Origin of the sequence: Rasiella sp. SM2506 (assembly GCF_050859505.1) — a bacterium.
Classification (GTDB): Bacteria; Bacteroidota; Bacteroidia; order Flavobacteriales; family Flavobacteriaceae; genus Marinirhabdus.
On sequence record NZ_CP193934.1, the window covers coordinates 1,034,679 to 1,054,904 of the forward strand.

Genomic DNA, 20,226 nt, shown 5'->3' on the forward strand with positions numbered 1-20,226 from the left:
GCTTGTGTTTTTTTTAGTTACAAGTTGCCAGGGGCTGAACCTGCCTACTGTGCCTTGACGAGCAGGCTACGTAGAAGTTCGGAACCCCGAGAATTTGGGGTATAAAAAAGATGAACAGATGTTCGGAGATATTTAAAACGCCTCACATACTATTTTGGGTTGTATAAAGAATCGTTGTCTGTGTTCGGCACCCCGAGAATTTGGGGTATAAAAAAGATGAACAGATGTTCCGAGAAGTGTAAACCGCCTCACATACTATTTTGGATTCTATAAAGAGTCGTTGTCTGTGTTCGGCATTCCGAGAATTTGGGGTATAAAAAAAGATGAACAGATGTTCGGAGATATGTAAAACGCCTCACATACTATTTTGGGTTGTATAAAGAATCGTTGTCTGTGTTTGGCACCCCGAGAATTTGGGGTATAAAAAAAGATGAACAGATGTTCCGAGAAGTGTAAACCGCCTCACATACTATTTTGGATTCTATAAAGAGTCGTTTTCTGTGTTCGGCACCCCGAGAATTTGGGGTATAAAAAAAGATGAACAGATGTTCATCTTTTTTTGCCCCAAATCTACCATGAACTTAACCTACTTATGCTATGGTATTAGTCAAATATATAGTATTCTTAAATTAAGAAGATTAATTTTTAGACCAACGGAAATTTTATTCGTTAAAGTGCTTGGTTTCTCTGTAATTGGCTTAGAAATTTTCAGAAAGATGACACTTTGAGAAATAATTTAATACGATTGGAGTACTTGCGGTTTTCAATCTGTTTAAAAAAACAAAGTAATTGTTTCAATATTTAAGTAAGCGCTTCACTGCACTCAGCACCCCCGAGAATTTGGGGTATAAAAAAAGATGAACAGATGTTCGGAGATATGTAAACCGCCTCACATACTATTTTGGGTTGTATAAAAAAGCGTTGTCTGTGTTCGGCACCCCGAGAATTTGGGGTATACAAAAAGATGAACAGATGTTCGGAGAAGTGTAAACCACCTCACGTACTATTTTGGGTTGTATAAAGAGTCGTTGTCTGTGTTCGGCACCCCGAGAATTTGGGGTATAAAAAAAGATGAACAGATGTTCGGAGATATGTAAAACGCCTCACCTACTATTTTGGGTTCTATAAAAAAGCGTTTTCTGTGTTCGGCACCCCGAGAATTTGGGGTATAAAAAAAGATGAACAGATGTTCGGAGATATTTAAAACGCCTCACCTACTATTTTGGGTTGTATAAAGAGTCGTTGTCTGTGTTCGGCACCCCGAGAATTTGGGGTATAAAAAAAGATGAACAGATGTTCGGAGATATTTAAAACGCCTCACCTACTATTTTGGGTTCTATAAAAAAGCGTTTTCTGTGTTCGGCACCCCGAGAATTTGGGGTATAAAAAAAGATGAACAGATGTTCATCTTTTTTTGCCCCAAATCTACCATGAACTTAACCTACTTATGCTATGGTATGAATCAAATATATATTTATTTTCTAAACCGATAATAAGACTTTTCCTACTTTTAGATAAAGTGGAATTAAAATCCGTTTAAAAGCTATTAAAGTTTAAAATTTAACATTTAGTAGGCGCGTTCTGGGTTGCCTTCGTAGAAATTTATATATGCTTTATTAACAACACGATTTCCTCCGGCGGTTGGATAATTGCCTGTAAAGTACCAGTCACCCAGATTTTTAGGACACGCTTTGTGCAAGTCGTCTACCGATTGGAATATTAATTTCACCTTCGCGTTTATGTTATCTTCCGAAATTATTTCAGCAATTTTATCCGAAATTTCTTCATCTGTAAAGGGAGCGTAAAATTCTTTTACGTGATTAACTACTTCGGTATCTTGTAACTGAAGTTGCTTTTTACACTTTTCATAAATCTCCTCGATAATTCCAGCTGTGCCTCGTTCTTTATGCAATTCCAAGGCCGCATTAAAAGCAACAAGGTGTTCTAGTCGCGCCATATCAATCCCATAACAATCCGGATAGCGAATTTGTGGCGCCGAAGAAACAACAACAATTTGTTTTGGTTGCAAACGATCTAGCATTTTAAGAATACTTTTCTTTAACGTTGTCCCTCGTACAATACTATCGTCTATAATAACCAAGTTATCATTGGGCCTCACAACACCGTAAGTAACATCATAAACGTGTGCCACCAGGTCGTCACGGGAGCTATCGTCTGTGATAAAGGTTCTTAGCTTTACATCCTTAATGGCAATTTTCTCAGTCCGAATCTTATGCGATTGAATTTCCAACAGGCGTTCCTCGGTCAGGTTTTCGGCTTCTTTTAAAATGGCTTCGTTTTTTTGTTTGTTAAGCTCATTTTGTGCAGCATCCAACATTCCGTAGAAGGAAGTTTCTGCAGTGTTTGGTATAAAAGAGAAAACGGTATTTTCGGTATCGTACTTAATACTCTCCAATACCTTCGGCATAATTAATCTTCCTAATTCTTTTCGTTCCTGATAGATTTCAGCATCACTTCCGCGAGAGAAATAAATACGCTCAAAAGAACAAGATTTGCGCTCTAAAGGTTCTAAAATTTCTTCCATGGTCATAGAACCGTCTTTCTTCATTAATAGGGCATGACCAGGTTCAATTTCTTTTACACTTTCAAATGGAACGTTAAATACCGTTTGTATCACGGGACGCTCACTTGCCACGACAATCACTTCGTCGTCTTTGTAATAGTATGCGGGTCTGATTCCTGCAGGATCTCTTAAAACAAAAGCATCTCCGTGACCTAATAATCCAGCCATGGCATAGCCGCCGTCCCAATCTTTGGCCGATTTTTTTAAGATTTTGGACATCTTAAGGTTTTCGGCAATAAAAGGGGAGGCTTCTATTTTATTTAGTCCTTTTGCTTTTGCTTTTTTATATAATTTACGCACAGCATCGTCCAGAAAGTGACCTATTTTTTCCATTACGGTAATGGTGTCTGCTTTCTCTTTGGGATGCATTCCTAATTGAATGAGGTTATCAAACAGTTCCGTAGTATTGGTCATGTTAAAGTTACCCGCAATAATAAGATTACGGTGCATCCAGTTGTTGGTACGTAAGAAGGGATGAACGGTTTCTACACTATTACCACCAAAAGTTCCGTAGCGAACGTGACCTAAAAACAACTCTCCTATATAAGGTATAATACGTTTTTGAGCAGCTACATCATCTTTAAGACTAGGCATCGCAGTAAATTCTTCATTAATTCGTGCATTAATCTGTGCAAAAATATCCTGAATAGGTTGCGATTGGTTAGAGCGAATGCGGCTAATGTATCTATCTCCTGGCTTTACGTCCAGTTTAATACTGGCAAAACCAGCACCGTCTTGTCCACGGTTGTGCTGTTTTTCCATCATTAGATACATCTTGTTCACTCCGTAAAAAGCAGTACCGTATTTTTCTTTGTAAAACTCCAATGGTTTTAGAAGTCTTACTAAGGCAATTCCACATTCGTGTTTTAGTGCGTCACTCATTATTTGTTAAATTGAATTTCAATAGTATATTGTCTTAGAAAATTATCACTTGAAATTTCCTTCGGTACTATGTTATCGGTTAAAAGTTATTGGTTAATCGTAAAGAGTTCAATTTCATTACTTATTTTTTCATCAAAATTCATATCCTCCATTCGGCCACCGCAAATCGGGGTAGGACCAAAAACGCCCTGAAAATTCAGGGCGCGTTGTTATGTTAGTTGTATATCGAATTGTGTTAAACTCTTGAATTGATGCAAGCGCTTGTTCACTTCTTCTCTCTTTAAATCTTGCATTCTTTCGGTGCCGAATTTTTCTACACAAAAAGAAGCTAAGCACGAACCGTGAATAATGGCTCGTTTCATATTTTCAAAACTATAGTCGCCTGTTTTGGCTAAATAACCAGTGAAACCTCCTGCGAACGTGTCTCCCGCTCCTGTTGGATCAAATACTTCGGCTAGAGGTAAAGCTGGTGCAAAGAACATTTGGTCTTTATGAAAAATTAAAGCGCCGTGTTCTCCTTTTTTAATCACCACATATTTTGGCCCCATCGTGAAGATTTTCTTGGCAGCGTTTACTAGCGAATATTCTCCAGAAAGTTGTCTTGCTTCTTCATCGTTTATGGTAATCACATCTACTTTGGCAATTACTTTTTTAAGATCGTCTAAAGCAATATCCATCCAGAAGTTCATAGTGTCTAACACTACCAATTTTGGGTCGTTCATTTGGTCAATCACGCCCATTTGTACCATTGGGTGCAGGTTCCCTAACATCACAACTTCGGCATCTTTGTAAGCGTCTGGTACTACTGGAGAAAAAGTTTCCAGAACATTTAGTTCGGTAGCCAGCGTGTCGCGAGTGTTCATATCGTTATGATATTTACCGCTCCAAAAAAATGTTTTACCCTCTTTTACAATTTCCAGGCCTTCCACATTCATTCCTTTGTTTTGTAGCATGGTAATGTCCTCCTGCGGAAAATCACCCCCAACTACCGAAACGATGGCGCCATCGGCATTAAACTGTGAGGCAGCTAGTCCTATATAGGTAGCAGCTCCTCCTAAGATTTTATCTGTTTTCCCGAACGGGGTTTCAATAGCATCGAACGCAACGGTTCCAACGATTACAAGTTTGCTCATCTTCAGTGCCCGAAAAGTCGGGTAACTTTTTGTTTGAAATGAAGGTGCAAAGATACCAAATTATTAGAACATTTCTTGGGCTTTCTGTAAGCTTTCAGCGCTAACAAAATAGCACAGCATTTCTAACTATTTTTTCACCATACGCTGCAGGTGCGACCTGCCATTGTGATCTTTTATCTGGGCGAAATATAAGCCGCTCTGTAAACTAGTAAGATCTAGCGTAACGTCATTGGTTCCCAGTTCCAATTGCTTTTGTAAGATTTGTTGCCCGGTGATGTTAAAGATAGTCACCTCTGCAACGAGTGTGTTACTTTGAGGGGTAATGGTTACCGTTGAGGCAACAGGGTTTGGATAGCTTATAAAGTCTCCTAGATGTTGCTCATTTACACTTAAAATAGCATTGTTATAAGTGGCGGTATTTCCTGATGCGGAGGTCAAGACCAGTTGTTTTGAGTCTCCTGTGCTTGTTGTGATTTCGTAGGCGAAAGGATTATCGAAAATGAAGTTAGGCCCAAAGAAATCCTGAAAATAATCGCCTTCGAAGACTGTGTTTACTTGGTTGTCACAGTCAATTAACGAGATTACCATGTTTAAAATCTCAAAGGTATCTTCAGTTTGACTGAATGCAACTTCACCTATAGCAAAATTACATACGTAGGTGTTGAACCCGTCATTTGTAATAATAAACTCAACAAAAGGAACTTCATCGTTGCTGGGGGCATTTATCTGCGTGCCATCTATAATTATATTTTCCAGATACCAAGTAGTGTCAAAAAGCTGTGGGTCTTGGGCTAAAGCTACCATTGAATAAAACAGGCCACATAAGAGCAGTATTTTTTTCATAGTAAATAGATCTTAAAGGGGGAGTATCTTTAAAGGTAGACAAATCTTTACTTCCGTCCAAAATCGGCAGGGATTTCACCCCAGGCTTTGGTTTCCCACTTTACTATTTTGGTAGCGTAGGTGTTGGTTTTAAGCCAGTGTTCGGCACGGGTGACTAAATCAAAAACCTTGGCGTTTTTTGCAGACTTCTTAAGTTTTGTGTTACATTTTTTTCGCTTTACCCACCCCATCGCAATACGGGAATCTGTATAAAGTATTCGGTCGCTATTGTTTTGTTTTAGAAAAGCAATCCCATGTACAAGCGCTAGAAACTCTCCTACATTATTGGTGCCTTGCTGAAAAGGCCCTTGATGAAATAATTGCTTTTTAGTTTGTGTGTCTACGCCTCGATATTCCATGATGCCTGGGTTTCCGCTAGAAGCGGCATCTACGGCGATGCTGTATAGATTAGGTTCGCCAATTTTGGCCAGGTCCTCTTTGCTTAAAATTTTCTTTTTGGTGTTTTTGCCTTTATAGTCGGCATACTCTTTATTATAGGCGATCTTAGCTTCGGCAAAAGTGAGAAACGATTTGTATTGTGCACCGCTCACGCCTTTAATAGATAACTGGCATTCTTTCCAGCTGCCAAAGATCCCGGCGGGATTGCCATACCACACTACGTAAAATTTTTGTTTTTTTTTGGTCATATAATAGTCCCTCCCTAGCCCTCCCCGAAGGGAGGGAATAGAGGTTATCTGTTTTGATCTTTTAATAAAGCCCCTCCTCGGGAGGGGTTTGGGGAGGACACTAACTCCTCTATCACTTTCGGCAACCATTCATATTCTAAAAGGTGTACTTTTTTTGCCACATCTTCGGCAGTGTCACTAGGTATTATTTCTATTTTTTTCTGAAGGATACTAGCGCCTTCGTCATAGTTTTCGTTCACATAATGTATGGTAATACCTGTTTCAGTTTCATTATTTGCGACAATTGCTTCGTGAACATGGTGTCCATACATTCCTTTTCCACCATATTTTGGCAATAATGCAGGATGGATATTAATCACTTTATTTGGAAATTCACGGAGGATATTTTCAGGAAATTTCAGTAGAAACCCTGCCAAAACTATCAAATCTGGTTGGATTTCTTTAAGTGTTTTAGACACACCTTCTTCTGAAAATAATTCAGTTTTACTGAAGCTTGACGCATTTACATGTAAGGCTTGAGCACGTGCTAATACTTTGGCATCCTTCTTGTTACTGAGCACGAGAACAACCTCGGCAACTTTGGATTGCTGAAAGTATTGAATCACATTTTGGGTATTGGTACCACTACCCGAAGCAAAAATTACAATCTTCTTCTCTTTCTTGGTTTCTTTGGTGTTCACTGAAGTAAATCAAATAAATAATTTCACAAAAATAGGCAATAGGGTTTTACTTCGCCCAAAAATTGTTAAATTGGTGAGCACATTTTATAGTATAAGTGGCTTTTTCAATTTAAATATTTTATTTTTGCCACTTAATTAAATTTTAAAACAAAACATTATGTCAGACATTGCATCAAGAGTAAAAGCAATTATTGTAGACAAATTAGGCGTAGACGAAAACGAAGTTGTAAACGAAGCAAGCTTCACTAACGACCTTGGGGCAGATAGCCTAGATACCGTTGAACTAATTATGGAATTCGAAAAAGAATTCGATATCCAGATTCCAGACGATCAAGCAGAAAACATTGCGACCGTAGGTCAAGCAGTTTCATACATAGAGGAAGCTAAGTAAAAAAGAGCCCTTATATGGAGTTAAAGCGAGTTGTAGTTACCGGTTTAGGAGCCCTCACACCCATTGGCAATACTATTTCAGAATACTGGGATGGTCTTAAAAATGGCAGAAGCGGATGCGCCCCTATCACCTATTTTGATGCTGAAAAGTTCAAAACACAATTTGCTTGTGAGCTCAAAAATTTCGATCCATTAGACCATTTTGATAGGAAGGAAGCACGTAAACTGGACCGTTTTGCTCAGTATGCGTTAGTTTCTAGTGATCAAGCCATAGTAGACGCCGGAATTAACCTAGACGAAGTAGATAAATTTCGTGTGGGTGTAATTTGGGGCGCTGGAATTGGTGGCTTGGAGACCTTTCAGAATGAAGTCATAAATTTTGCAGAAGGGGATGGAACACCACGTTTCAACCCCTTCTTTATTCCTAAAATGATAGCCGATATTGCCCCCGGGAATATTTCTATTAAACACGGATTTATGGGACCTAACTATACTACGGTCTCTGCGTGTGCCTCTGCTGCCAACGCGATGATAGATGCCTTAAACTATATACGTTTAGGACATTGTGATATTATTGTTACAGGAGGTAGTGAAGCTGCCGTTACTATGGCAGGAATTGGAGGTTTTAATGCTATGCACGCTCTTTCTACTAGAAACGACGATCCTCAAACGGCATCGAGACCCTTCGACGCAACACGCGACGGATTTGTATTGGGTGAAGGCGCAGGAGCTTTAATTTTAGAAGAATACGAACACGCCAAAGCACGTGGCGCAAAAATCTATGCCGAAGTATTAGGTGGCGGAATGTCTAGTGATGCCTATCACATGACCGCTCCACATCCTGACGGAATAGGTGTAGAACGCGTAATGCTTAATTGTCTTCGCGATGCGGGAATGACGCCAAATCAAGTAGACCACATTAATACCCACGGTACCTCTACCCCGCTAGGTGATGTAGCCGAATTGAAAGCGATTACCAAAGTATTTGGTGAACACGCAAAAAATATTAACATCAATTCTACCAAGTCTATGACTGGGCACTTATTGGGTGCAGCTGGAGCTATTGAGTCTATTGCCGCTATCCTGGCAATGGAGCACGGTATGGTTCCTCCAACCATAAACCACACAACCGTAGACGAAAATATTGATGGTTCTTTAAATCTTACCCTAAATAAAGCTGAAAAGCGAGAAATCAAAGTTGCTATGAGCAATACCTTTGGTTTTGGAGGGCATAATGCTTGCGTTCTCTTCAAGAAATTGGACGCTTAATTTTAATTAATGGCGCTCGTTCCAAAAATATTTAGTTCCCGTTCTGGCCAGGAAGGGGAATTTTATGCTACTATAAAAAAAATACTGGGTTTTAAGCCTAAAAATATTGCCATTTTTGAAGAAGCCTTTACCCATCGTTCTTTAAACGAAAAAAATAGTAAAGGAATTCCTCAAAATTATGAACGAATGGAGTTTCTGGGAGATGCTATGTTGGGATCTGTTATTGCTTCACACCTTTACAAAGAAGTACCTTCTGGAGATGAGGGCTATTTGACGAAAATGCGATCTAAAGTAGTAAGCCGAGAGCATTTAAACGAATTAGGAAGAGACCTTCAACTCATTAAACTTCTGAAAACAAATATTCCAACCAAGCAGTTTGGCGGAAACATTCACGGAAATATTTTTGAAGCCTTGGTAGGTGCCATTTATCTGGATCGAGGTTTTCCGTATTGTGAAAAATTTATTTATAAGAGGGTGATAAAACCTTATGTAGACATTGAGCGGTTAGAAGGAAAAGTAATTAGCTACAAAAGCCTTTTTATTGAATGGTGCCAAAAGCATAAAAAAGCCTTCAAATATGTAGTGTATGACGACACAGGCAATGATGAATTAAAACATTTTGCCGTGAAACTTCAGTTGGATAATATTACCGTTGGAAAAGCTAGGGCCACTTCAAAGAAAAAAGCCGAAGAACGTGCCTCAAAAAGAGCCTACTATAAATTACAAGTAGCCATAGAAAAAGATTTAAACTAAACGTTACATTCGTTTACAAAAGGTTCGCTATTTTAGTGTTTCAACATTTCAAATATAATTCCATCAATTTTTTTGTGATCTGGAGTTTGTGATTTGGAATTTTACAAAGTTATGGCCAACCACAAACTTATTCTAGACGATGCTATAGGCGAAGATTTTTCGCTTATCGCTATACATTGTAGTGAAGAAGCTTACAAAATGGCTTATCTGCTTAATAAATTTATACACTTGCGTTTAGAGCGTAGGCGTAGAGATCTTGATTTTTCAGAAGAAGGACTGGAAATTACATTCCCTTTGTTCGATTTTGAAGATACAAATCAGTATACAACCTATCATTTAGTGGCCAACAAATGCAAGACAGTAGCAGCACATACCGTTGCTAGTGGGGGCTTATTTGGAGATGAAACGGCAGAAGAAGTCGTTACCAAATACTTATTGCCAGAATTTAAAAAAGTAGATTTTTTTCTGAAGATTTCTTCAGAATATGAGACCACACCCATCAGGAAATTACTGATGCAATTAAACGAAATAAATCAGGTAATTTCAGCCTTTATGGTTGAAGTTTCCGAAGTGAAATCCAGAGAAAACTTAATTTTTGACTAATGCCGAAACAAAAAAGAACTAAAATAGTAGCCACACTTGGCCCAGCAACTTCAGATAGAGAAACCCTGCGCGCCATGATTCAAGAAGGCGTAGATGTATTCAGAGTTAATTTTTCCCACGCCAATTATGAAGATGTGAAAGAACGCATCCAAATGATTCGTTCTCTGGGAGAAGAAATGGATACCACTACTGCAATTCTGGGAGATTTACAGGGCCCAAAGTTACGCGTTGGGATGATGAAAGAAGAAGTGGTGGTGCAGCCGGGTGATGTTATTAAATTTTGTACCGGGAAAGAATTTGAAGGCACCGCCAAAAGAGTGTATATGAATTACGACAACTTTCCAAAAGATGTGAAAGTAGGAGAGCGTATTTTACTTGACGACGGAAAACTTATGTTTGAAGTACTGGAAACAAACAATAAAAATGAAGTTAAAGCCGCGGTTATACAAGGAGGACCTTTACGTTCAAGAAAGGGCGTTAATTTGCCAAATACAAATATTTCTCTTCCCGCTCTTACCAAAAAAGATAAAGAAGACGCGATTTTCGCTATTAGTCAGAAAGTAGATTGGATTGCGCTTTCGTTCGTTCGTCATGCCGAAGATTTAAAAGAGCTCCAAGCATTAATTGAAGCACATAGCGAATATAAAATTCCTATCATCGCCAAGATTGAAAAACCTGAAGCCGTAAAAAATATAGATAAAATTGTAGCCTATTGCGATGGCTTAATGGTAGCGCGAGGCGATTTAGGGGTAGAAGTGCCCGCAGAAGAAGTGCCGCTTATCCAAAAAGAATTGGTGCTTACTGCCAAGCGAGCTAGAATCCCTGTAATTATCGCTACACAAATGATGGAAACAATGATTACTTCCCTAACCCCAACAAGGGCAGAGGTTAACGATGTGGCCAATAGTGTGATGGATGGTGCAGATGCGGTGATGCTTTCTGGAGAAACTTCGGTGGGAAAATACCCTGTCGATGTAATTAAGACAATGACCAAAATCTGTAAAAATGTTGAGAATTCAGGACTGATTAATGTGCCACAGGAGCCACCACATATTCGTACCAATCGCTATATTACGAAGTCTGTTTGTTACCATGCGGCGAGTATGGCCAATGAGATTTCAGCAAAAGCTATTTGTACGTTGACCAATAGCGGGTATACTGCCTTTCAAATTTCAGCTTGGAGACCGGCTGCACATATTTTGGTATACACTAGCAACCGTAGGATTTTATCGCGTCTCAACTTATTATGGGGTGTAAAATCGTTCTATTATGACAAGTTTGTAAGCACAGACGAAACGGTAGACGATGTAAACCGAATTGCCCACGAACGCGGTTTTGTGGAAAAAGGGGATTATCTTATTAACCTGGCGGCAATGCCTATTACGGATAAAGGAATGGTGAATACCTTACGGGTGAGCCAGGTGAAATAATTATTCTTTTATAAAAGGTTGACTAGAAAATCCAGTGTCAAATCTAGCTTTCAATATATAAAATCCAGAGGCCAGTTTAGAAATATCAATACTGCCATTGTTAAAACTTGGCTCCAACAACAATTGCCCACTAACTGAATAAATTTGAATTTCTTTTGGAGCCAAATTATTTGATGAAGTGATTCGTACTAGTTGTGAGGTAGGATTAGGGGACAGTGTAAAACTTGTTAATTCATTTTCTTCTATTCCCAGTTCACAATAATCAGAATCATAGTAATATACTAATGGGTCTACTTCCCAATTTCCATAAGGAACATCGCCGTTATTTGCAGCAGTAGGACTATCTACTACGATGCAAAACAGCATATCATTTAGACTTGCACGCATTTCTGTTAATATGGTATTATTGCCATTTTGTAAATTAAGCAATATTATACCTGTAAAGCCAACATTTACATCTGTGAGATTGGGATTATTAGAGAGGTCTAATTCAGTAAGATTATTACTTTGACCAAATATCAAACCATCTTCGTAACCACCTATATCCAGTGCCTCAAGATTGGGACAGTTTGAAAAATCTAAACTATCAAATTGGCAATAAGCACCATAAAAAGTTTCTAGTAGCGGTATTTGTGTTAAGTTTAAAGAAACTAATTGAAAATTTGCATAGGTGTCTAAAAATTTTAAATTTGGAGCACCACTCAAATCTAGCGAAGTAAATTCATTAGCTCCACCCGCATCAAATGTAGGATTTCCGCAAAGAAGTTCTTCTAAGGCAAGATTATTCTCCATGATAAGTTCAGTAAGTTTATTGTCTTGACAGTCTAATGCTACTAGATTCTGGTTTTGTGAAACATTAAGAGAAGTTAAGTCTGTAAAATTAATTCTAAGAACTTCTAACGCAGCAAAATCTTCAATCCCGGTAAGGTCGGTTATAGGAACTTGATCAATATTTAATTCTGTTACACCTTCAATATCTGCGGTATTCACTTGTCCATTAACAGTTCCATCAGTGTCGATAGCATTAAAAATTAAAAACATTTCGAACTCTTCATCTGGAATAAGAGTAATCTGTGCAAAAGAATGATAGCCAATAGTTATTCCCAGAAAAAGTAATATATGTTTCATAGTAGTAAAGTTTTATTTGATTAAGTAGCTACTGTGCTATAAACAAAAGTGAAATTTCACTTAACTTAAAGATACATAAAAAAACCTGTTAGGTCATAAAGAACCAACAGGTTTGAATTTTTGGGAATTTGAGATGTTACATCAATAGAAATTTAATCAACAACAGCAGTATATTCAATCTTCATCATGTCTCCTTCTTTGGAAATAGTAACTCCGCTCCCAAAGCCTTCGGCTGCTTGACTGTAGGTGATTTTCTGTAACTCATTGTCCTTTCTTTCTAATATCAAGTCGCTTGTAAGTAAGTGCTCTGCTTTTTTGCTATTCTTGATGGTTTCAGAATCTTTTCCCTTTGGGTTTGGAAAATTGAAGGCCATTGGGATATCGTATAATTTTTGAGCAATATAAAAAGCTTCGTGCCACTGTTGGGTGGGTAATAAAACCGCTTCTGTATTGGTAGGATTGCTCGCCGTACCTCCGGTAGTTTCAGTATAGGAAACATTGGGGAAGGTGGTTTTCAAATCTTGTACATACATTTTGGCATTGGTACCTTTCTCTGGAGGGAAAAATTTTGAAAGGAAGCCATTAAAGGCAAATCCTGTCTTATTATTATATTCAACTTCGTTCATACCGCCATCAATACCGCCAACGTTCATTGTTTTATTAGCTTCGTTGGTAAGTACTTTTAACTTGGTTCCGTAGGGCATTACGGCTAGCTTATCGCTATTCAAATTGTTGAATTCTCTCAGTGTCAGTCCGCTAGGTGCCGTGACGTATAAATACCCTGTTTCAGTAGAGGGGGTGGTGTCTGCTACAGCCAGATCGTGGTTTTCTGGCGTAGTTTCGGTGTCGGTGGTTTCATTTTTGCAAGACATAAAAACCGTTGCAAAGGTTAGGGCGATGATAGTAAGTGCTACTTTTTTCATAATGTTAGCGTTTTAGTTAATATTTAGATTCAAAAAAGTAGTTTTTTACATAGGGTATTTCTAAGTTATCTTATTTCCTCCCCCTTATTGCATCCGACGAGCTTTTTCTGCGAGAGGAATGCACAGAGATGCCGCAAGCGGAGGGGGTTAAAAGTCCAATTTCAACTGCACATCAATTGTTTTTTCTGAAATCGCCGCCTTTTTTTTAGGGTTTTCGTTGTTCAGGTTACTCATGCTTATACCTAGTAAACGTACAGAGTCCTTCATTTCGTCTTGGTATAACAAATCTTTAACGTTCTCAAGGATCAATTCTTTGGAAGCAATGTATAACGGCAGGGTCTTACTTCTCGTTTGTAAGGTAAAATCGCGGTATTTAATTTTAAGGGTAATAGTTCGGCCGGCAACTTTGCTTTTTTTGAGGCGTTTGGCCACTTCTTCGGCAATGTTCTCAAGGCGTTCCAGCATAAATATTTCAGAAGAAATATTCTCGTTAAACGTGCGCTCGGCAGCCAACGATTTACGGGTGCGTTCGGTTTTCACCTTACTGGTATGAATGCCACGAACAATATTATAGTAATACCCGCCACTTTTACCGAAGTGTTCTTCCAGATATTCCAAAGGTTTTTTTTTAAGATCAGCCCCTGTGTAAATACCGTGGCGGTACATTTTTTCCTTCATCACTTTGCCTACGCCATAAAATTTCTTGATATCTAAGTGTTCCAAAAACTCCAAAACTTCTTCTGGAGGAACCGTTTTTTGTCCGTTGGGCTTATTGACATCGCTTGCCACCTTCGCAATAAACTTATTAATGCTAATCCCTGCGGAAGCGTTTAAACCTGTGCGCTCTTTTATCTTTTGACGTATTTCTAAGGCTATCAAGGATGCACTTGGATTGCCTTTTTTGTTTTCGGTTACATCCAGGTAAGCTTCGTCTAGGGAAAGAGGCTCTACAAGATCTGTGTATTCAAAAAACACCTTTCTAATTGTAGCTGAAATTTCCTGATAACGGTCAAAATTGGTTCGTACAAAGATAAGGTGGGGACATAATTTTTTAGCCAAAGCACCGCTCATCGCAGATCTCACGCCATATTTACGCGCCTCATAACTAGCAGCACTCACCACGCCACGCGTACCCCCACCACCAACGGCAATGGGTTTGCCAACGAGCGAAGGATCGTCCAGTTGCTCTACCGAAGCATAAAAGGCGTCCATATCTACGTGAATTATTTTCCGAAGCGGAAGATCGGTTTCCATAGGGTAAATTTAATACCTTTATTCCCAATGTCAGGTGGAGCGCAGTCGAAACCTAATCTGAGAATATAATTTTAAATTAATCCCAATTAGAACACTATGCCCAAAACAGCCATTATATTAGGAGCCACCGGATTGGTAGGCGGAAAATTACTGGAACTGCTTCTAAAAGATGAAGACTATACAAAACTGAAATTATTCAGTAGAAGTTCTTGTACTATTTCTCATCCTAAAATTGAAGAGCACCTTATCGATTTGTTTGAATTGGAAAAGTATTCTGAAACTTTCACAGGCGATGTGGTTTTCTGCTGCATAGGAACTACCAAAGCAAAAACGCCCGATAAAGAAACCTACCGAAAGATTGATTACGGTATCCCCGTTACTGCTGCTATAGTGGCAAAAAACAACGGCATTAAAATCTTTGAGGTCATTTCAGCAATGGGGGCCGACCCAAAAAGCAGGACGTTTTATAATAAAATAAAAGGCGAAATGGAACGGGACGTTCTCAAACGTAACATTGACGGGACTTATATTTTTCAACCCTCCTTACTAGGCGGGGATAGAAGTGAAAAGCGGTTTGGAGAACGTATGGCGCAGGTTTTTATGGGAGCCTTCAGCTTCTTAATCCCCGAGAAATACAAAATTATTGAGCCAGAAACAATTGCTCTGGCAATGGCAAAGGTTGCCAAGACAAAATATGGCAAACAGCGCATTCCTTCAGATGAAATAAAAGAGTTAGCAAATACATGAATTTAAACCAAGTCACCATACCGTCTTTGGACGTGCCAAAAGCAATCCAGTTTTATGAGAAATTAGGGCTGAGACTTATTGTACATACCCACGATGCCTATGCGAGGTTTGAATGTTTGGAAGGAGACGCTACGTTTTCAATCCATCAAGTTACGACTTTGCCAGAGGGAGAAGGCATCATCATTTATTTTGAAGTTGCTACTATTGCTGAAAAGGTTTCAGAACTAAAAGAAAAAGGAATTGTTTTTGAAACCGAAATCACCCAACAATCCTGGCTATGGACTGAAGCCAAGTTAAAAGATCTTGATGGAAATACTATCATCATCTATCACGCAGGAACCAACCGAAAAAACCCACCATGGCGCAAGAAATAGAACGAAAATTTTTAATATCCTCCGATGCTTACAAAGCCGAAGCCTTTTCAAAAAAACGAATCGTACAAGGTTTTTTAAATACACATCCCGAACGTACGGTACGCGTTAGAATTAAAGGAGATAAAGGATTTATAACCGTAAAAGGAAAATCCAATAAGGCCGGAACCACTAGATTTGAGTGGGAACGGGAGCTAGACGTCGCTGAAGCAGAAGCACTCTTGAAATTATGCGAAGAAGGCGTCATAGAAAAAACAAGGTATGAAGTTAACGCTGAAAAGCATGTTTTTGAAATTGACGAGTTCCAGGGAAATAACTTAGGATTAATTGTTGCTGAAATAGAACTTTCCGATGAAAATGAAAGCTTTATAAAGCCAGCATGGTTAGGAAAAGAAGTAACGGGAGATATAAAATATTATAATTCAAGTTTAAGTAAAAATCCTTTTAAAAAATGGTGAGAATGTCTCCGTGATTCTCCGGGAGCCTCTGTATAACAAACAAAATAATTTTATATGAAAATCAAAATCATACTTTTATTCGCAGTACTAGCAATGCTATCCTGTAAGCCCGAAATTCATCGTGAATACCTCATGGAACCTTGTCCGGAAGACGAAAAACCGTCGATTGCCGCATTAAAAGCGCAACTCACCAAAGACGGATTTCAAATTTTTGACTACGTGGATCCGGACTCAGGAGATACCGTAGTAATGCAACAATACTATATGGCTTTTTTAAAAGCTGGGCCTAACCGAAGTCAAACCCAGGCAGTAGCCGATAGCCTTCAAAAACTACATTTAGAGCATTTAGGGCGTATGTATGCCAACGGATTTGCAGACATCTCTGGGCCTTTTGGAGACGATGGCGAAATTAGAGGTGTAACTATTTATAATGTACCCACCTTAAAAATGGCAGATAGTCTAGCCAATAGCGACCCGATGGTAAAAGCGGGCAGATTAGCTATTGAGATGCATCCGTGGTGGGCTGCCAAAGGATTTGGGTTGCGTTAACTTAAATATATAGTGGCTCGTAACAATGTCTGGTTGAGCGCAGTCGAAACCTATTTCTAAGGCTACAAATTGAATAGTTCTCGATAACGAGCAAACGAGTAACGTTATTTTTAGCCAAGACTAAAAATAAAAACAGCACAGTTCAAAAAATAAGATTACCTTTGCCGTATGTTTTCATTAGCAGAGGAGAATTATTTAAAAGCTATTTACCACCTTGAGAATAAAAGTCAGGGTGTGGTAAGTACCAATGCCATTGCAGAAGCGATGGATACCAAACCATCTTCGGTAACCGATATGGTTCAGAAATTGGCGGAAAAAGAAGTTTTGTCTTATGTAAAATACAAAGGAACTTCCTTAACAGAAGCAGGAAAAAAAACAGCCGCCAATGTTATTCGCAAGCATCGTTTATGGGAGGTGTTTCTGGTGGAAAAATTAGATTTTCATTGGGATCAAGTACACGATATTGCAGAGCAACTAGAGCACGTGCAAAGCGAAGAACTCATTTCTCGTTTAGATAAATTTTTGGGATTTCCAGATTTTGATCCGCACGGAGACCCCATCCCAGATAAACACGGTAATGTAAAACCCACCGAGAAAAAACTACTTTCAGAACTCGACAAACAACAAAAAGGCGTTTGCGTAGGTGTGAAAGAAAGCGATAGCGAATTTCTCAGATATTTGGATAAAAAGAACATCACCATTGGCACTAAAATTTCAGTGCTAGGAAAAGAATTTTTTGATGGCTCTATGATCATTCAAGTGGGACGGGACCAATTTTTTATTTCAAAGAAAATAGCCGAAAATCTATACATACAAACTAACTAGTAGTATGAAAAAAGTACTTAGCGCATCATTTTTATTTTTTTGCGGCATGTTGTACGCACAGGAGGAAACGACCACGGCAGACTCTATGATCACCGATAGGCCAGACGCTACCGAATCCCCAAATACAGTGCCCAAAGGTTCTTTACAAGTAGAAACTGGCGGATTTTATACTTCTTTTGAAGAAAATGATTTAAAAACAGAAATCTATGGCTACAACACCACCTTGGTACGGTATGGAATTTTCAACAATTTTGAGGTTCGCTTAGGATGGAATTTTGAAGAAACTCGTTTCAGTTTTAACGGCCAGGAAGCGGACAATGTCTCTAGTGGTTTTACACCATTATTAGCAGGAATGAAAGTTGAGATTGCAGACGAAGATGGATGGAAACCACAAATAGGATTGTTAGGGCATTTGTACCTTCCGTTTACCGCTGGAAGCGATTACAGACCGGAAACCACAGGAGCAGATTTTCGGTTTTCCTTTTCGCATACATTGTCTGAAAAATCAAGTCTTTCGTACAATTTGGGCGCCGCTTTGGGAAACGATTCGCCAGAGCTAGCATACCTCTACACACTTTCGTACGGGTATAGCATAACAAACAAAATTGGACTGTATGCCGAAGTATATGGCGATTTTCCAGAAGATAACAAAGCCAATCATTTATGGGATGCAGGGATTACTTATTTGCTACACCCTACGCTTCAATTGGACGCAACCATAGGAAGCAGTTTTACTGCTGGGCAGGATATTTTATTGAGTGCAGGGGTAAGTTTCAGAATACCGAATTAGAAAAAATAAAAAATGAAAATCATAAAAATAATAACACTTTCAGTACTTATCATGGTTGCATTTATTTCGTGTAAAAACGAAAGGAAAGATGCAGATGGACCACAAAAACTTAAAATTGTTACCACCACGAGTATGATTACCGACTTGGTAAAAAACATAGGCGGTGATCATATAGAAGTTCAAGGTTTGATGGGTGCCGGAGTAGATCCACACCTTTACAAAGCGAGCGAGGGCGATGTGTCCAAACTTTATAAAGCCGATATTATTTTTTATAGCGGTTTGCATCTAGAAGGTAAGTTGGTGGAAGTTTTTGAAAAAATGGAATCGACAAAAACTACAATAGGTTTGGGAGAATTTCTTCCAAAAGGAGAACTTATTGGATCAGATTATTTTGCTTCCAATTACGATCCGCATGTGTGGTTTAATATTGAGTTTTTCAAAAAGTTCGCCGAAAAAGTTACTGAAACTTTAGTTGAAAAAGACCCTAAAAATGCTGCTGCGTATATTGAAAACGAAGAAACATACCTGCAGCAATTAACCCTATTAGAAACCGAAGTAAAAGCCAAGATTGAAACGCTTCCGAAGGAAAAGAGAATTTTGGTCACGGCTCACGATGCTTTCAATTATTTTGGAAAAGCATACGATTTTAATGTGGTAGGCTTACAAGGCCTCTCCACTGCAACTGAGGCAGGAGTGCAGGATGTGCAGCGAATTTCACAATTTATTATAGACAACAACGTAAAAGCAATTTTTGTGGAAAGCTCCGTGCCCAGACGTACTATTGAAGCCTTACAGAAATCGGTACAATCCAAAGGTCAAGATGTAAAAATAGGAGGCTCCTTGTTCAGTGATGCATTAGGAAACCCAGATACCAAAGAAGGGACTTATATTGGCATGTTCACCTATAACGTAAACACCATCGTTAATTCCCTACAGTAAAATTTTTTTGGAGGTTGGGAGGAGGCTTAGAGGTGTAAAAGAAGACTGAAAAATTAACGATTGCTGATTTTTGATGCTGATTGTAGAACTAAAAAATATCGAATATAGAACCGCAGAATTTCGAATGATGAAATGAAAAAGACCAAGCGGTGGAAAGTCCTGCAAGGTATGAACAAGGCACGAGCGATTCTTGTAGATCTAAGAGATGGATAACTAACAATAAATACTATGGAAACCAAATATGCCATACAAGTAGATGACCTTACGGTTGCTTACAACTATAAACCTGTGTTATGGGATATAGATTTGCACGTTCCCGAAGGTGTGTTGATGGCCATTGTTGGACCTAATGGAGCAGGAAAGTCTACGTTGATAAAAGCCATTTTAGGGATTTTAGATCCTATTGCAGGCAGCGTTTCTATCTATGGAAAGCCTTATAAAAAACAACGAAAACTCGTTGCATACGTTCCTCAAAAAGGAAGTGTAGACTGGGATTTCCCAACTACTGCACTCGATGTGGTAATGATGGGAACCTATGGTCAATTAGGTTGGATAAAACGCCCAGGAGGAAAAGAAAAGAAAGCTTCACTGGAAGCTCTGGAAAAGGTTGGAATGTTAGCTTTTAAGAACAGGCAGATAAGTCAGTTGAGTGGTGGCCAGCAACAACGCGTTTTTTTGGCTAGAGCTTTGGTTCAAAATGCAGCCATCTATTTTATGGATGAACCTTTCCAAGGGGTAGATGCCACGACAGAAATTGCCATCATCAATATTTTAAAAGAACTAAGAAAAGCAGGAAAAACAGTAGTGGTAGTACATCACGACCTACAGACCGTTCCAGAATATTTTGATTGGGTAACCTTCCTAAATGTAAAGAAAATAGCCACAGGCCCCGTAAAGGAAATCTTTAATGATGATAATTTAACGAAGACGTATGGGATTAATTATAAAGTAGCGGTGAATAAATAGTTGGTAGGACATTCGCTTCGCTC

21 protein-coding genes are annotated in these 20,226 nt (G+C 38.8%); 13 read left to right on the forward strand and 8 right to left on the reverse strand.

The genetic code is table 11. The features are described from left to right. Window positions 1-1,567 precede the first annotated feature (1,567 nt). The 5 genes from ACQ2HF_RS04760 to purN form a co-directional block, all read right to left on the reverse strand. Window positions 1,568-3,466 (reverse strand): amidophosphoribosyltransferase, encoded by a 1,899-nt coding sequence (locus tag ACQ2HF_RS04760; RefSeq protein ID WP_432412380.1) that lies wholly within the window; start codon window positions 3,464-3,466, stop codon window positions 1,568-1,570. Window positions 3,467-3,675: 209 nt separating this feature from the next. Further along, window positions 3,676-4,599 (reverse strand): PfkB family carbohydrate kinase, encoded by a 924-nt coding sequence (locus ACQ2HF_RS04765; RefSeq protein WP_432412381.1) that lies wholly within the window; start codon window positions 4,597-4,599, stop codon window positions 3,676-3,678. Window positions 4,600-4,725: 126 nt separating this feature from the next. Then, window positions 4,726-5,442, reverse strand: a complete 717-nt coding sequence (locus ACQ2HF_RS04770; protein WP_432412382.1) for a T9SS type A sorting domain-containing protein — start codon at window positions 5,440-5,442, stop codon at window positions 4,726-4,728. 47 nt (window positions 5,443-5,489) lie between these two features. Then, window positions 5,490-6,128, reverse strand: a complete 639-nt coding sequence (locus ACQ2HF_RS04775; RefSeq protein ID WP_432412383.1) for a viroplasmin family protein — start codon at window positions 6,126-6,128, stop codon at window positions 5,490-5,492. 44 nt (window positions 6,129-6,172) lie between these two features. Continuing rightward, entirely contained in the window at window positions 6,173-6,808 is a 636-nt protein-coding gene (gene purN / locus ACQ2HF_RS04780) for a phosphoribosylglycinamide formyltransferase (RefSeq protein ID WP_432412384.1), read from the reverse strand. 157 nt (window positions 6,809-6,965) lie between these two features. Between purN and ACQ2HF_RS04785 the strand changes: the two genes are divergently transcribed. The 5 genes from ACQ2HF_RS04785 to pyk all read left to right on the forward strand — a co-directional run bounded on the left by ACQ2HF_RS04785 (window position 6,966) and on the right by pyk (window position 11,253). Beyond that, a complete protein-coding gene (locus tag ACQ2HF_RS04785) occupies window positions 6,966-7,199 on the forward strand; it encodes an acyl carrier protein (protein WP_068590783.1) in 234 nt (77 codons plus the stop codon). A 14-nt stretch (window positions 7,200-7,213) separates the two neighbouring features. After that, the gene (fabF, locus tag ACQ2HF_RS04790) at window positions 7,214-8,467 is read left to right on the forward strand and encodes a beta-ketoacyl-ACP synthase II (RefSeq protein WP_432412385.1); all 1,254 of its coding nucleotides are present in this window, start codon (window positions 7,214-7,216) and stop codon (window positions 8,465-8,467) included. Between the two features lie 9 nt (window positions 8,468-8,476). Then, window positions 8,477-9,220: a ribonuclease III gene (gene rnc, locus ACQ2HF_RS04795; protein ID WP_432412386.1), complete on the forward strand. Its 744-nt coding sequence runs from the start codon at window positions 8,477-8,479 to the stop codon at window positions 9,218-9,220. A 111-nt stretch (window positions 9,221-9,331) separates the two neighbouring features. Next, on the forward strand, window positions 9,332-9,823 hold the full coding sequence (locus tag ACQ2HF_RS04800) for an IPExxxVDY family protein (protein WP_432412387.1): 492 nt from the start codon (window positions 9,332-9,334) through the stop codon (window positions 9,821-9,823). Next, window positions 9,823-11,253, forward strand: coding sequence for a pyruvate kinase (pyk, locus tag ACQ2HF_RS04805; RefSeq protein ID WP_432412388.1), 1,431 nt, complete (start codon window positions 9,823-9,825; stop codon window positions 11,251-11,253). The genes ACQ2HF_RS04800 and pyk overlap by 1 nt, the downstream gene beginning before the upstream one ends. Here the strand turns inward: pyk and ACQ2HF_RS04810 are convergent, their stop codons facing one another. The 3 genes from ACQ2HF_RS04810 to dinB all read right to left on the reverse strand — a co-directional run bounded on the left by ACQ2HF_RS04810 (window position 11,254) and on the right by dinB (window position 14,558). Next, on the reverse strand, window positions 11,254-12,381 hold the full coding sequence (locus tag ACQ2HF_RS04810) for a T9SS type A sorting domain-containing protein (protein WP_432412389.1): 1,128 nt from the start codon (window positions 12,379-12,381) through the stop codon (window positions 11,254-11,256). 152 nt (window positions 12,382-12,533) lie between these two features. Then, window positions 12,534-13,304: a hypothetical protein gene (locus tag ACQ2HF_RS04815; protein WP_432412390.1), complete on the reverse strand. Its 771-nt coding sequence runs from the start codon at window positions 13,302-13,304 to the stop codon at window positions 12,534-12,536. Between the two features lie 147 nt (window positions 13,305-13,451). Next, a complete protein-coding gene (gene dinB / locus ACQ2HF_RS04820; RefSeq protein WP_432412391.1) occupies window positions 13,452-14,558 on the reverse strand; it encodes a DNA polymerase IV in 1,107 nt (368 codons plus the stop codon). 96 nt (window positions 14,559-14,654) lie between these two features. On the opposite strand from dinB, the gene ACQ2HF_RS04825 reads away from it, so the two are divergent. The 8 genes from ACQ2HF_RS04825 (at window position 14,655) to ACQ2HF_RS04860 (ending at window position 20,203) form a co-directional block, all read left to right on the forward strand. After that, entirely contained in the window at window positions 14,655-15,305 is a 651-nt protein-coding gene (locus ACQ2HF_RS04825; protein WP_432412392.1) for an NAD(P)H-binding protein, read from the forward strand. Beyond that, on the forward strand, window positions 15,302-15,679 hold the full coding sequence (locus ACQ2HF_RS04830; RefSeq protein ID WP_432412393.1) for a VOC family protein: 378 nt from the start codon (window positions 15,302-15,304) through the stop codon (window positions 15,677-15,679). Before ACQ2HF_RS04825 ends, ACQ2HF_RS04830 begins: the two co-directional genes overlap by 4 nt. Then, a complete protein-coding gene (locus tag ACQ2HF_RS04835) occupies window positions 15,664-16,134 on the forward strand; it encodes a CYTH domain-containing protein (protein ID WP_432412394.1) in 471 nt (156 codons plus the stop codon). Before ACQ2HF_RS04830 ends, ACQ2HF_RS04835 begins: the two co-directional genes overlap by 16 nt. 54 nt (window positions 16,135-16,188) lie before the next feature. Continuing rightward, window positions 16,189-16,683: a YciI family protein gene (locus tag ACQ2HF_RS04840; protein WP_432412395.1), complete on the forward strand. Its 495-nt coding sequence runs from the start codon at window positions 16,189-16,191 to the stop codon at window positions 16,681-16,683. Window positions 16,684-16,851: 168 nt separating this feature from the next. Continuing rightward, on the forward strand, window positions 16,852-17,508 hold the full coding sequence (locus tag ACQ2HF_RS04845) for a metal-dependent transcriptional regulator (RefSeq protein ID WP_432412396.1): 657 nt from the start codon (window positions 16,852-16,854) through the stop codon (window positions 17,506-17,508). Between the two features lie 4 nt (window positions 17,509-17,512). After that, window positions 17,513-18,298, forward strand: coding sequence for a transporter (locus ACQ2HF_RS04850; RefSeq protein ID WP_432412397.1), 786 nt, complete (start codon window positions 17,513-17,515; stop codon window positions 18,296-18,298). Between the two features lie 12 nt (window positions 18,299-18,310). Further along, the gene (locus tag ACQ2HF_RS04855) at window positions 18,311-19,237 is read left to right on the forward strand and encodes a metal ABC transporter solute-binding protein, Zn/Mn family (RefSeq protein ID WP_432412398.1); all 927 of its coding nucleotides are present in this window, start codon (window positions 18,311-18,313) and stop codon (window positions 19,235-19,237) included. 228 nt (window positions 19,238-19,465) lie between these two features. Beyond that, a complete protein-coding gene (locus ACQ2HF_RS04860; RefSeq protein WP_432412399.1) occupies window positions 19,466-20,203 on the forward strand; it encodes a metal ABC transporter ATP-binding protein in 738 nt (245 codons plus the stop codon). The last annotated feature ends 23 nt before the right edge of the window (window positions 20,204-20,226 follow it).